Below are 13144 nucleotides of genomic sequence, written 5' to 3'. Positions count from 1 at the left end.
GCTGCTGCCAAGCCTGCGGCGAAGCCAGCTGCCAAAGCGACCGCTGCCGCCAAACCTGCGGCGAAGCCAGCCGCCAAAGCGACTGCTGCAGCCAAACCTGCGGCGAAGCCAGCTGCCAAAGCGACTGCTGCTGCCAAACCCGCAGCCAAGCCAGCCGCGAAACCAGCTGCCGCCAAAGCCCCGGCACGCAGGGCCGCCAAGCCAGCTGCCGCCAAACCTGTTGCCAGCAAACCAGCCGAAGCCAAACCGGCTACGCCTGCCGCCAGCACCCCGGCTGCTGCAACCAACTCGGCCACCCCGGCTGCTTCGGTAGCATCGTCGACACCCGCCAGCACTTCGGCTCAGGCGCCGTCTTCGGCGTCCTGAAGCGTAGCCGCTGCGGCGCGCAAATGATCAAGCGCGTCGTGGCGGCGGGCAGGCTCCGGCGCCAGCCGGGCCAGCCAGTCGTCCGTGAGCCCATGCGAGTCCGTGGGCCACTGTCGCGAGCACTCCTGCAAACGCTCAAGCAAGGTCTTTTCGGCCTGCAACTCCAGCCCCTTCACTTGTTCACGCAACGCCGCCAGTTGCGCATCACCCGATGCCGCTGCTCGCCATTGTTGGCGAAGGCCGCGTAACGGGGCGACCACGTCACGCTGCCAGGCCCCGGCTATTTCGGTTAACGCCTGCACGCGCTCATCCAGCACCGCCACGCCTCGTGCTTGCAGCCAGGTCGCGCACAACAGCAGGCAGACATCGCCACCCAGTGCCTGTAGCTCAAGGCAGGCCGCTTCCGCGCCGGGCCTGGCATACAGGGCCAGGGCGTGATTCCACAGGTCGGTGTGCATGGTTCCACTCGCGCTATGGGCCGAGGAAGCTGGTAGACTCCGCGACCATCATGATCAGACTATCCAACCTCACTTTACAGCGTGGTCCGCAGCGCTTGCTAGAAGGCGCCGAGATGACCCTGCACGCCGGTCACAAGGCCGGCCTGATCGGCGCCAACGGTGCCGGAAAATCCAGCCTGTTCGCCTTGCTGCGCGGTGAGCTGTCACCCGATGCCGGTGACTGCCAACTGCCCGGCGACTGGCGCATCGCCCACATGCGCCAGGAGGTCGATACCCTCGACCGCCTGGCCGTGGACTATGTGCTCGACGGCGACGTGCGCCTGCGCAAGGTCCAGGCCGAACTGGCCGCCGCCGAGCAGGCCCACGACGGCACTGCCCTGGCGCGCCTGCACAGTGAGCTGGAAAGTGCCGACGGCTATACCGCCGATGCCCGCGCGCGCAAGCTGCTGGCCGGCCTGGGCTTCACCAACGAGCAGATGGATCGCCGCGTCGGTGACTTCTCGGGTGGCTGGCGAATGCGCCTGAACCTGGCTCAGGCGCTGATGTGCCCGTCCGACCTGCTGCTGCTCGACGAGCCCACCAACCACCTCGACCTGGACGCCATCCTGTGGCTGGAAGACTGGCTCAAGGGCTACCCCGGCACGCTGTTACTGATCTCCCACGACCGCGACTTCCTCGACGCTGTGGTCGACCATGTGCTGCACGTCGAGCAGCGTAAGCTGAACCTGTACAAAGGTGGCTACACCGCCTTCGAGCGCACCCGTGCCGAGCGCCTGGCGCAGCAGCAGCAAGCCTACGAGAAGCAGCAGGCGCAGCGCGCGCACATGGAAAAATACATCGCCCGCTTCAAGGCCCAGGCCACCAAGGCTCGCCAGGCGCAAAGCCGGATCAAGGCCCTGGAGCGCATGGAAGAGCTGTCGGCGGCGCATGTGGATTCACCGTTCGACTTCGTCTTCCGCGAATCGCAGAAAATCTCCAGCCCGTTGCTGAGCCTGTCCGAAGGCCGGCTGGGGTATGGCGACAAGGCCATCCTCGACAAGGTCAAGTTGCAGCTCACCCCGGGCGCGCGTATCGGTTTGCTTGGGCCTAACGGCGCGGGCAAGTCGACGCTGATCAAGAACCTTGCGGGTGAACTGGAACCGTTGTCTGGCCGCCTGGTACGGGGCGAAAACCTGGCCGTTGGCTACTTCGCCCAGCACCAGCTCGACTCGCTGGACGACAAGGCCAGCCCGCTGCTGCACCTGCAGCGCATCGCGCCCACCGAGCGTGAGCAGACCCTGCGCGACTTCCTGGGCGGTTTCGACTTCCATGGCGCTCGTTGCGACGAGCCGGTCGTGAACTTCTCTGGTGGCGAAAAGGCCCGCCTGGCGCTGGCGCTGATCGCCTGGGAACGGCCGAACCTGCTGCTGCTCGACGAACCGACCAACCACCTCGACCTGGAAATGCGCCTGGCGCTGACCATGGCCTTGCAGGAGTTTGCCGGTGCCGTGGTGGTGGTATCCCACGATCGACATTTGCTCAAGAGCACCACCGACGACTTCCTGCTGGTGGCCGATGGCAAGGTAGACGCCTTCGACGGTGACCTGGACGACTACAGCCGTTGGCTGGTCGAGTACCGCCAGCGCAGCGCGCCGGCCAGTAGCGCCCCGGTCAACCCGGACAAGACCGACAAAAAAGCCCAACGCCAGGCTGCCGCCGCTTTGCGTCAGCAGCTTGCCCCGCACAAGAAGGCCGCCGACAAGCTGGAAACCGAGCTTAACCAGGTGCATGCGCAACTGGCCGAGATCGAGACCGCACTGGGCGACGGTGGCCTCTACGAGGCCGCGCGCAAGGATGAGCTGCGTGACCTTCTGGCGCGCCAGACCAAGCTCAAACAACGCGAAGGCGAGCTGGAAGAAGCCTGGATGGAAGCGCTGGAAACGCTCGAGGGCATGCAGGCCGAGCTCGAGGCGCTGTCCTGATGGAGGAACTGCGTTCGCTGCTGCCAGGGCAATGGATGGACACCTTCTGGCTGGGCTTGCAGATCCTGTTGATCCTGGTGGCAGCCTTCGTCCTGCAGCGCATCGTCGCCCGCGGGTTGAGCCGCCTGGGTCAGCGTTACCCGTTGCCACCGGAGCTGCTGGTGCCGGTGCGGGGCGGCTTGCGCTGGCTGATCATGGGCAGCGCGCTGTTGTTCGTGCTGGAGCGGTTGGGCGTTTCCGCAACGGTGCTGTGGACTGCACTGTCCGGCTTCGTCGCGGTGGCGGCAGTGGCCTTCTTCGCCATGTGGAGCGTGCTGTCCAACCTGTTGTGCGCGGTGCTGATTTTCACGGTGGGGCCGTTTCGCATCGGCGATGTGGTCGAGCTGGTCGACACCCTGGACAAGCCGGGCGTAAAAGGCCGGGTGATCGCCATCAACCTGCTGTTCACCACGCTGATGGAGCTGCCCGAGGCGGGTGGGGCGCTGGTGCAGGTGCCCAATAGCCAGTTCTTCCAGAAGTCGGTGCGGCGCTGGCGTGGGGCTGAAGTGCAGGCGATGCACAAAGATCCGACGGTCGAGGCAGATTAAACCTGAAGAATTTGCTGGTTATTTTTTCACCAACACCTTAGCTTAACGTTTTGCAACATATGTTCGAGCGAGGTGTGTGATGTCGATGGAAGTATGGTTGGGCTTCTTTGCCGCCTGTTGGGTGATCAGCCTTTCACCCGGTGCCGGGGCGATTGCCTCGATGTCCAGCGGCCTGCAATACGGCTTCTGGCGTGGTTACTGGAATGCTCTGGGCCTGCAACTGGGCCTGATCGTACAGATCGCCATCATCGCCGCCGGCGTCGGTGCCATCCTTGCCGCCTCGGCCACGGCTTTCCAGATCATCAAATGGTTTGGCGTCGCCTACCTCGTCTATCTGGCCTACAAGCAATGGCGTGCCTTGCCGATGGACATGGCCGATGAGTCTGGCGTGCGCCCGATCGGCAAACCGCTGAGCCTGGTGTTCCGCGGTTTCCTGGTCAACGTCAGCAACCCCAAGGCACTGGTGTTCATGCTGGCGGTGCTGCCGCAGTTCCTTAACCCGCATGCGCCGTTGCTGCCACAATATGTGGCGATCACCGTGACCATGATCAGTGTGGACATGTTGGTGATGGCGGGCTACACCGGGTTGGCTTCGCGGGTGTTGCGTCTGCTGCGTACGCCCAAACAGCAGAAGCGCCTGAACCGTACCTTTGCCGGGTTGTTCATTGGGGCGGCCACCTTCCTGGCCACGTTGCGCCGCGCACCTCTCTGATAGCCAGCTGGGGCCTTGTAGAGGCCCCAGCTATTTCTGTTTGTCCACCAATCCCTTGAGCAGATCTACCGGCAACGGGAAGACAATGGTCGAGCTCTTGTCCCCGGCAATCGTCCCCAGCGTCTGCATGTAGCGCAACTGCATCGCCCCCGGCTCCTTGCTCAGCATCTGTGCCGCCTGCATCAGCTTCTCCGACGCCTGCAACTCGCCCTCGGCATGAATGACCTTGGCCCGCCGTTCACGTTCGGCCTCGGCCTGCCGGGCGATGGCACGCACCATCGATTCGTTCAGGTCGACATGCTTGATCTCGACATTGGCCACCTTGATGCCCCAGGCATCGGTCTGCGCATCCAGCACCTGGCGGATGTCCAGGTTCAACTGCTCGCGTTCGGCCAGCAACTCGTCCAGTTCATGTTTGCCCAGCACAGCGCGCAATGTGGTCTGGGCCAACTGGCTGGTCGCCACCAGAAAATCCTCGACCTGGATAATCGCCTTCTGCGGATCCAGCACGCGGAAGTACACCACCGCGTTGACCTTGACCGACACGTTGTCGCGTGTGATCACGTCCTGCGGCGGCACATCCAGCACCACGGTGCGCAGGTCGACCCGTACCATCTGCTGGACCACCGGAATCAACAGGATCAGCCCCGGCCCCTTGACCTGCCAGAAGCGGCCCAGCTGGAACACCACGCCGCGCTCGTATTCGCGCAGGATGCGAAACGCCGATAGCAACAGCATCGTCAGCACGATCAGCACCGCGCCGAAACCCACTTGCATGAACATGCTCATTCTCCTTGCGCCGCAGGCGTGGCGGCGCTCACTTCCAGCATCACGCCATGGCGCGCGGTCACCCGCACGTTCTGGCCAGCTTGCAGCGGCGTTGCGCATTGCACTTGCCATTGCTCGCCCTGGGCCAGCACCACGCCACAGAACGGGTTGCCTGGCATTACCTGGGTGACGGTGGCCAGGCTGCCGACCAGGCCGGCGTCGCCGCTCACCAGCGCCCGCCGTCGTGCCTTCAGGGCCATGCCCAGCACGCCACCGATCAGCAGCGCCGAAAGCACGGCCAAGGTACCGATCAAGGTCAGCGGGATACCGAAGCCTGGGGCATCGGTGTCGATCAGGATCAACGCGCCGACCACGAAGGCGACGATGCCGCCAAAGCCGACCACGCCGAAGCTGGGCAGGAAGGCTTCGGCGATCATGAAGGCGATGCCCAGCAGGATCAGCGCCATCCCGGCGAAACTCACCGGTAGCAGTTGCAGGGCATACAACGCCAACAGCAGGCAAATGCCGCCGACCACACCGCCCACCGCGGAGCCGGGGTTCATGAACTCGAACAACAGGCCATACACGCCGATCATGATCAGGATCAGTGCTACGCCGGGATTGGTAATCACGGCCAGCACCCGTGTGCGCCAGTCCGGCAGGTGCTCGACCAGGCTGGCGCCGACAGTCTGCAGCGGGTGCGGTTGGCCGGCGACCTGCAGCGTTTTGCCATCCAGCTTGCGCAAAAGGTCGGGCAGGTCATCGGCTATCAGGTCGATCACATTCAGCCGCAAGGCTTCGCTGGCGGGCAGGCTGACGGCCTCGCGCACGGCCTTCTCCGCCCACTCGGCATTGCGCCCACGCAGTTGCGCCAGGCTGCGGATGTAGGCCGCGGCGTCGTTGACCTGCTTGCGTGCCAGGGTTTCATCATCGCTGCCCTTGGTCTTGTCGTCCTTGGGGGCACCTGGGGGGCCGCCGATCTGTACGGGGGTGGCGGCGCCCAGGTTGGTCCCGGGCGCCATTGCGGCAACATGGCTGGCGCAAAGGATATAGGTGCCTGCGCTGGCGGCGCGGGCACCGCTGGGCGCAACGTAGGTGGCCACTGGCACGGGACTGGCGAGAATCGCCTTGATCATCTGGCGCATGGCGCTGTCCAGCCCGCCTGGGGTATCCATGCGGATGACCACAAGCTGCGCGCCCTGTGCCCGGGCCTGGTCGAGGCTGCGTACCAGGTAATCGGCGCTGGCAGGGCCGATGGCATCGTCGATGCCCAGCACCCACACTGCGCCGGGCGCTGCCTGACCGCCGGGCGTAATGCCAAGCAGCAACAGCAGCAACAGCCAGCGCCAGCAGCGGGCGATCACCTGTCGTCACCTCGTTTGCCTCTATTGCACAAGTTTAGCCCTGCCTGCCGCTGCCAGGCCTAAAATTGGAGATTGGGGGGCGAAACCGGAGGTGCATCATGCGTATGGCTAAAACCCTGCAGGCCCGCCTGGACAAGGCCAACTGCGATTACGACATCATTCCCCATCCCCATTCGGCCACCAGCCTGGAGTCGGCCCGTACGGCCGGCGTGCCCGCCGAGCGGGTCGCCAAGTCGGTGATGCTCGATGACCGTCATGGCAACTACATCATGGCCGTGCTACCGGCCAACCGGCACCTGGACATGACCAAGGTGCGCATGTCCGGGGCCTGGCAACTCACCCGGGAAAGCGGCTTGCCTAGCCTGTTCAGTGACTGCGAGCGCGGCGCCGTGCCGGCCCTTGGTGATGCCTACCAGATAAAAATGCTGCTCGACCCGAGCCTTACCCGCCAAGGCGATGTCTACCTGGAGGCGGGTGACCACGATCACTTGATCCACATGAGCATGGAGCAGTACATGAAACTGGTGCCGCACGCCGAAGTGCGCGAGCTGTGCTGATGTTTTCACACCACTGCCAGGCGGGCGTCGTGGACGGCTTGCCTGGCACCGAGGAGGAACCATGGAAGCGCCGATTCATCGCTTTGCCGACCTGTTCAAACAGCTGGGCCTGCCCGACGATCCCGAGAGTATCGATCAGTTCATCACCAGCCATTCACCGCTGAAGAACGAAATCAAGCTGGTGGATGCGCCGTTCTGGACCGACTCCCAGCGTGCCTTTCTCAAGGACAGCATCATTGAGGATGCCGATTGGGCGGAGCCTTTCGATCAACTCAACGAAGCGTTGCGCCGCCCCCGAAAATAAAGCGCCGAGCGGCACCTGACGAGTGATTGGCCGTTGCTATGCTCAGGAAAACAATAAGGGGATAGCGCGATGAAAGATCCCTACGCACCAGGCTTCTGGTGCTCCGTGACGATCCTGGGCACCCTGACGGCCAGTTACTTCTACGGCATCAGGCAGACGCAACAGATGAATCAGGCAGTGCATTTTTTGTATGCCGCTGCCGCTGTCACTGTGGCGGTTGCACTGGTGGCCCTGACGTGGATTGCCTGGCAGCAGTTGCACCTGAACAAGCGTGAAGTGATCCAGGGGCGAACGTTGCTGACCATCTGGAACACCAAGGTGGCCTTACGCCGTGTCGAGACGGTGTTCGACCGCTACTTCTGGGGTAGCTACTGGCATTCGGGGCGCACCTTCGAAGAGGTCATGGGCGAACTCAAGGGCACGCCGCTGGAGCAGAGCCTGGATGCCCTGAAGCGCCAGTGCCGAGCACTGGACCGTGAAATCCATGACCACCATCACCACTGGCTGGCCAACGCCCGCGACCTGTCCAGCGTGGCCCAGGCCATGGCCCGTGAACGCTACCAGCTGGACCTGGGCGAGCCCACCTGCAGTGGCCATGGCAATACTGCCGTGCTCAACCGTGACCTTGAGGTGCTGGTGTACACGTGGTCGGCGCGCCTGCGCAGCTTCGACCATCAGCTGGACGAGCTGGAGCGCGCCTACCATTGAGAGGCGTCATTCTCCGCGGATGTATTGCTCCAGTTGCAGGATCAGGCTGGCCTGTTCGGTGATGGTTTCCTTGACCAAGTCACCGATCGACAACAGGCCAAGCAGTTTGCCATTGTCGACCACCGGCAGGTGACGCAGGTGGCGATCGGTCATCAGGTTCATGCAGAAATCGAGCTTCTGCTTGGGCTCCACGGTGACCACTGGAGCACTCATGATTTCGCGCACGGGGGTGGCGGCGGACGAGCGGCCCTTCAGCACCAGTTTGCGCGCATAGTCCCGTTCACTGACGATACCCACCACCTGGTTGCCCTCGACCACGGGCAGCGCACCGACGTTTTTCTCCGCCAGCATTTTCAGGGCGTCGAGCACCGAGTCATCCGGGCCGATGGTGTACACGGTCTGGTGCTGGGACTTGGTCTTGAGGATTTGTTCGACGGTCTTCATACGGGCCTCTGCGGGTGAAAAAAGCGCTGTCTCGGAGTAACTAAAGCATCCGGCACGGCGCTCTGCACGGCAATGCAGGAAACGGCATGGAGTCGATTGAAAAACGTCATGGGTTGAATGCCTGTTCCGGCTTCTTCGCGGCTGAAGCCGCTCCCACAGGAATTGCACCACCTTTGAATTCTGTGTGGTTCACACTGTGGGAGCGGGCAAGCCCGCGAAGCAGGCAATGCGATAGATGGCACCGGCTGCGCCGGTGTTCGCGGGCACGCCCGCTCCCACAAGTACAGCGCAAACCTCAGGCATATGCTGTACCTGTGGGAGCGGCTTTAGCCGCGAAGAGGCCGGTACTGCCAATCAGAGCTTCGGCATCTGCCCGAGCCGCGCCACCATCTCGCTCACGATCTGCAGGTCCAGCATGAACTGCTCCACCGTCTTGAACTCGTTGTCGTTGTGCCCGGTGTACTTCACATCCGGCATGGCCAGGCCGAACTGCACGCCGTTGGGCAGGTCGTGCACCGAGGTTGCGCCGGCCGAGGTGCCGAACTCATGCTTCATGCCCAGGTTCTCGGTGGCCACCGCGAGCAGGGCCTTGACCCATTCGCCCTCGGGGTTGCGGTACATCGGCTCGTCCAGGCTGTAGTCGAAGGCTACCGAGGTGTGGCTTTGGCGGGTCCACTTGCCCAGTTTGTCAGCCAGTTCGTCCTTGATCGTGGCGATCGGCTTGCCCTTCGGAATACGCAGGTTCACCGCCAGTTTCAGGCCTTTGTCATCCACCCCGACAAACGTCAGCGAGGCAGTCAGCGGGCCCATGAATGCGTCCTTGAACGCCACGCCGAGTTTGTTGCCCAGGTAGTCCAGGCCCCAGTTGTCGGCGGCGTAGCGGGCGGCGTCGGTGAAGTGGTTGTGCTTGAGCGGAACCTGCTTGTCCACGCCGTTGATGAAGTCGAGCATGCGGGCCACCGGGTTCACCCCGGACTCCGGCTCCGAAGAGTGGGCGGAAACACCGGTCACCGTGAGCAGCACGTTCTTGCCCTCAGCTTTGGCGTCGATGCTGAAGTCGCCGCCATGCTGCTTCACGTACTTGGCACCGGCTTGCTGCAACTGTTTGGCCAACTGCGTCGGGTTGTCTGAAACCAGGGTCGCTACCGAGGTGGTCGGGATCTGGTTGGTGGCCAGGCCGCCAGTCAGGTTGACGATTTCTGCGCCCTTGCCAGTGCCCGCCCGCTTGCTGAAGCTGGCCATGACCGTGCCGTAGCCTTTCTCGGCGATCACCACCGGGTAGCCGCCGTCGAGGGCCAGGTTGTAGTCGGGCGTGGGGTTGCGCTCGAAGTAGTAAGGGATGGCGTCACCGCTGGTTTCTTCGGTGGTGTCGATCAGCAGCTTGAACTGCCGGGCCAGCGGCAGGTTCTCGTCCTTGGCCACTTTCAGCGCGTACATCGCCACCACGATGCCGTTCTTGTCGTCTTCGGTGCCACGGCCGTACATGCGGTCGCCAACCAGAGTGACCTTGAACGGGTCCAGGCGTGTGCCGTCGGCCAGCTTCCAGTTGTCCGGGTTGACCGGCACGACGTCGGCATGGGCATGGATGCCGATTACTTCCTTGCCGCTGCCGAGCGAAATCTCGTACACGCGGTTGTCGATGTTGCGGAAGGCCAGGCCAAAGCTGTCGGCCAGGGCCTTGATCTTGTCGGCAATCTTGAGGAACTCGGGGTTCTGGTACTGCGGCGTACCCTCGACATTGAAGGTGGGGATGGCCACCAGCTCGCGCAGGGTTTCGGTGGCGGCCTTGCCATACTTGATGCGGGTATACAGGCCGAGCAGGCGGTTGATCTCGTCTTGCTGCTCGGCGGCCAGTGGCTTGCCGGCCAGGTAGGCGTCGAGGGTTGCCCCGAGGTTGTCGGCCTTGGCAAGGTCGCTGCCTTTGAGCTTGTCGAGGAACTGCTTGAAGTCGCTTGGGTTGCTGCCGTCGAAGGCTTTGACGATGGCAGCGGACTGCTGCTGGGTGAGGTTGGCCTGGGCCGGCTGGGTGAACAGGCCGATGCTGGCCAGCAGCAGGGTGGTGGCGGTGAGTTTTTTCAGGTGCATGGTTGCGTGCATTCCTTCGCCAATCATTGTTGTGGGTTACCCGTTCGAAAAACGGGAAGACGCCCACGCTAACACCAATGACCTATGGCACGGGAGTGCCAGAAACGCGACATGTCGCACAAACGAAAAAGCCCCGGGCTCAGGCCCAGGGCTTTTTTGATATGGCGCACTCGGCGGGATTCGAACCCACGACCCCTGCCTTCGGAGGGCAGTACTCTATCCAGCTGAGCTACGAGTGCAACGCGCACGCATGATACCCATCTGAATCGGTGGCGTCCATCGCCTTGATCTGTAGCTGTTTTTACCTGCCAAGTCACTCCGGCTGGGCGTTCAACCCGATCAGAGCGCGATCAGTTCTGGCCTTAGCCCTTCCACGCGGCGTACTGGCGGCAGGTAACCGCCAGTTCCAGTAATCTGGTGCAGCACCTTCTCGCGCAGGCCATGCAGCGCAACGCCGGTGCGCAACCGTGGGTGCGGCAGGTCGATTTCCACCACCGACTTGATCCTGCCTGGGCGTGGCTCCAGCACCACGACCCGGTCCGCCAGGTACGTCGCCTCTTCGGCATCGTGAGTGACCAGCAAGGTGGTGATGCCGGCACGTTCGCGAATGGCCAGCAACTCGTCCTGCAGCTGCTGGCGGGTCAGCGCATCCAGCGCGCCGAATGGCTCGTCGAGCAGCAGGATCCGAGGGCTGGCGACCAGGCCACGGGCGATAGCCACGCGCTGTGCCATGCCGCCGGACAGCTGGTGCGGGTAAGCCGATTCGAAGCCCACCAGCCCCACCAGTTGCACGAACTCATGCACGCGCCGCGCACGTTCACCTTGCGTCAGCGACTCATTGACCAGGCCCAGGGCAATGTTCTGTTCCACGGTCAGCCATGGGAACAGACGATGCTCCTGGAACACGATGCCGCGCTCACCACCAATGCCTTTCACGGTATGGCCGTCGACGCGAATGCTGCCGCTGTAGTCGGTATCCAGCCCAACCAGCATGCGCAGCAAGGTGGACTTGCCACAACCGGATGCGCCGACAATGGCGATGAACTCGCCTTCGTTGATCGACAGGTTGAAGTTGCGGATGGCCTCGAACGGTTGGCCGTCCACGGTGAACACCTTGCCGACCCCTTCGAAGCTGACCAGGGGCGGGGTGGTGTCGGGCTGGTTGGCCGCGTGCAGGTGCGAGGTGTTGAAGGCGTTCATGCGGTTCTCCAGCGCGTGGCGCGCGATTCGAGGCGTTGTCCAAGGTTGCCGAGCAGGGCGCCGACCAGGCCGATCAGGACCATGGCGGCCATTACCTGGTCCATGCGGAACAGTTGCTGGGCGCCGATCATCAGGCTGGCGATGCCGCCGTCCGAAGGCATGAAGTATTCGGCGCCGATGGTGCCCAGCCAGGCGTAGATCAGCGACAGGCGCAGGCCGGCGAAAATCGCCGGGGCCGCACCGGGCAGTACCAGCAGACGCAAGCGTTGCCACAGGTTCAGGCGCAGCGTGCGGGCGGCTTCGCCCAGCTGTGGCGAGAGGCTGGCGATACCGCGTTGGGTAGCGATCAGCAGCGGGAAGAACGCGGCCAGGGCTACGAAAACGTGCTTGGCCCCTTCACCCAGGCCGAACCAGGCGGTGAGCAGCGGCACCCAGGCGAACAGCGCCACCTGGCGCAAGGCCGAAAGGCTTGGCCCGAAAAGGCGTTCTGCGTGGTTTGAAAGCCCTAGCAGCAACCCGGTCAGCAGGCCGGCGCCACCCCCCAGCAGCAGGCCGGTGAGGGTGCGTTCCAGGCTCAGCAGCAAGGCCTGCGGCAGCGACCCATCGGCCAAACCGACCAGCAGCGTGCGCAGTACCTCAAGTGGTGAGGTGAGAATGTTCGGGTCAACCCAGCCAAAGCTGCTGCTGGCTTGCCACACTGCCAGCAGTGCCAGCGGCAACAGCAGGCTTTGCCAGCCCCGTGGCACTGGCCCGCGCTGCTGTTCGCCGGTGGCCGGTTGCGGCCAGAACAGCACGTGCTTTTCCAGGATAGAGAAGCTGCGCTCCAGCACGGCACCGACCAGGCCAATCACCAGGATGCACAACAGCACAAGGTCGAGCATGAACAGCTGCCGACCCCACACCATCAGGTAGCCGATCCCTTCGCTGGAGGCCAGCAACTCGACCGCCAGCAGCGAGGTCCAACCGGTGGCAAGGGCCAGACGCACGCCGGTGAGAAACGCGGGCAGGGCAGCCGGCAGCAGCAGGCGCAGGAACAGCAAGTGCCGGGGCAGGCGCAGGGCCAATGCGGCTTCACGCAGTTTGGGCTGGGCATCGCGCACACCTACCAGCGTGTGCAAGGTGACGGGAACCACCACGGCCTTTACCAGCACCACGAGCTTCAACAGTTCGCCGATGCCGAAGAACAGCATGAACAACGGAATCCAGGCCAGCGTAGGAATCTGTGCCAGTGCCACGAAGGTTGGCAGCACCAGTGTCTGTGCCCGCTGCGAAGCGCCCAGCCATACGCCCAGCAGCAAGCCGCTGCCGATACCTACCGCCAGCCCCCAGAACAACCGTTGCAAGCTTATCCACAGGTGCCCCCAAAGCTCGCCGGAGCCAAACTCCACCGCGCTCTGCCACACCAGCGCTGGCGCCGGCAGAATCTGCTCGCTCATCCAGTGCTGCCGGCTGGCTATCACCCAGAGCACGGCAACTACCGCAGGCACGAGGTACGCAAGGCCCCTGTAGGAGCGGCCTTGTGTCGCGATCGGGCCGCGCAGCGGCCCTCGAAGCCACCTCCGATTCCTGCTCAGAACTCCATTCATCGGCCATCTCTCGAAGCGTTGTTATGTTATTCACTTATGGAATT

14 protein-coding genes and 1 tRNA gene are annotated in these 13144 nt (G+C 63.5%); 7 read left to right on the top strand and 8 right to left on the bottom strand.

Annotation, left to right across the window (positions count from 1 at the left end):
- Positions 1-366 (top strand): hypothetical protein (locus N436_RS28630; RefSeq protein WP_218278266.1); only part of this gene is annotated, 366 nt, incomplete at its 5' end.
- On the opposite strand, the gene N436_RS21950 is transcribed toward N436_RS28630, so the two are convergent.
- Positions 342-824, bottom strand: a complete 483-nt coding sequence (locus N436_RS21950; protein ID WP_105947431.1) for a TIGR02444 family protein — start codon at positions 822-824, stop codon at positions 342-344. The genes N436_RS28630 and N436_RS21950 overlap by 25 nt on opposite strands.
- A gap of 50 nt (positions 825-874) precedes the next feature.
- On the opposite strand from N436_RS21950, the gene N436_RS21945 reads away from it, so the two are divergent.
- The 3 genes from N436_RS21945 to N436_RS21935 all read left to right on the top strand — a co-directional run bounded on the left by N436_RS21945 (position 875) and on the right by N436_RS21935 (position 4084).
- Positions 875-2785: an ATP-binding cassette domain-containing protein gene (locus tag N436_RS21945; RefSeq protein WP_028699562.1), complete on the top strand. Its 1911-nt coding sequence runs from the start codon at positions 875-877 to the stop codon at positions 2783-2785.
- On the top strand, positions 2785-3372 hold the full coding sequence (locus tag N436_RS21940) for a mechanosensitive ion channel family protein (protein ID WP_060499459.1): 588 nt from the start codon (positions 2785-2787) through the stop codon (positions 3370-3372). Before N436_RS21945 ends, N436_RS21940 begins: the two co-directional genes overlap by 1 nt.
- 79 nt (positions 3373-3451) lie before the next feature.
- A complete protein-coding gene (locus tag N436_RS21935; RefSeq protein ID WP_105947429.1) occupies positions 3452-4084 on the top strand; it encodes a LysE family transporter in 633 nt (210 codons plus the stop codon).
- Positions 4085-4114: 30 nt separating this feature from the next.
- Here N436_RS21935 and N436_RS21930 read toward each other — a convergent pair whose 3' ends face one another.
- Both N436_RS21930 and N436_RS21925 read right to left on the bottom strand, forming a co-directional pair.
- Positions 4115-4867 (bottom strand): slipin family protein, encoded by a 753-nt coding sequence (locus N436_RS21930; RefSeq protein ID WP_105947428.1) that lies wholly within the window; start codon positions 4865-4867, stop codon positions 4115-4117.
- Between the two features lie 2 nt (positions 4868-4869).
- Complete coding sequence (locus N436_RS21925) at positions 4870-6216, bottom strand: nodulation protein NfeD (protein ID WP_110741932.1); 1347 nt, start codon at positions 6214-6216, stop codon at positions 4870-4872.
- A 98-nt stretch (positions 6217-6314) separates the two neighbouring features.
- Here N436_RS21925 and N436_RS21920 point away from each other — a divergent pair, with 98 nt between their 5' ends.
- The 3 genes from N436_RS21920 to N436_RS21910 all read left to right on the top strand — a co-directional run bounded on the left by N436_RS21920 (position 6315) and on the right by N436_RS21910 (position 7785).
- Complete coding sequence (locus N436_RS21920; protein WP_016714419.1) at positions 6315-6773, top strand: aminoacyl-tRNA deacylase; 459 nt, start codon at positions 6315-6317, stop codon at positions 6771-6773.
- Positions 6774-6834: 61 nt separating this feature from the next.
- Entirely contained in the window at positions 6835-7077 is a 243-nt protein-coding gene (locus N436_RS21915; protein ID WP_105947426.1) for a DUF2789 domain-containing protein, read from the top strand.
- 69 nt (positions 7078-7146) lie between these two features.
- Entirely contained in the window at positions 7147-7785 is a 639-nt protein-coding gene (locus N436_RS21910; protein WP_105947425.1) for an NADH:ubiquinone oxidoreductase subunit N, read from the top strand.
- A 6-nt stretch (positions 7786-7791) separates the two neighbouring features.
- On the opposite strand, the gene N436_RS21905 is transcribed toward N436_RS21910, so the two are convergent.
- The 5 genes from N436_RS21905 to N436_RS21885 all read right to left on the bottom strand — a co-directional run bounded on the left by N436_RS21905 (position 7792) and on the right by N436_RS21885 (position 13100).
- Positions 7792-8229: a CBS domain-containing protein gene (locus N436_RS21905; protein WP_110741931.1), complete on the bottom strand. Its 438-nt coding sequence runs from the start codon at positions 8227-8229 to the stop codon at positions 7792-7794.
- A 354-nt stretch (positions 8230-8583) separates the two neighbouring features.
- Positions 8584-10314, bottom strand: a complete 1731-nt coding sequence (locus N436_RS21900; RefSeq protein WP_105947424.1) for a dipeptidase — start codon at positions 10312-10314, stop codon at positions 8584-8586.
- A gap of 162 nt (positions 10315-10476) precedes the next feature.
- Positions 10477-10553, bottom strand: a tRNA-Arg gene (locus tag N436_RS21895).
- A gap of 100 nt (positions 10554-10653) precedes the next feature.
- Positions 10654-11514, bottom strand: a complete 861-nt coding sequence (locus N436_RS21890) for an ABC transporter ATP-binding protein (RefSeq protein WP_105947423.1) — start codon at positions 11512-11514, stop codon at positions 10654-10656.
- Entirely contained in the window at positions 11511-13100 is a 1590-nt protein-coding gene (locus tag N436_RS21885; protein ID WP_256589713.1) for an ABC transporter permease, read from the bottom strand. Before N436_RS21885 ends, N436_RS21890 begins: the two co-directional genes overlap by 4 nt.
- Positions 13101-13144 lie beyond the last annotated feature (44 nt).

This window comes from Pseudomonas sp. RV120224-01b (assembly GCF_003208145.1).
Lineage (GTDB): Bacteria > Pseudomonadota > Gammaproteobacteria > Pseudomonadales > Pseudomonadaceae > Aquipseudomonas > Aquipseudomonas monteilii.
Note: the sequence above shows the minus strand (reverse complement) of the source record. Positions and strands in the feature narration are given on the sequence as shown.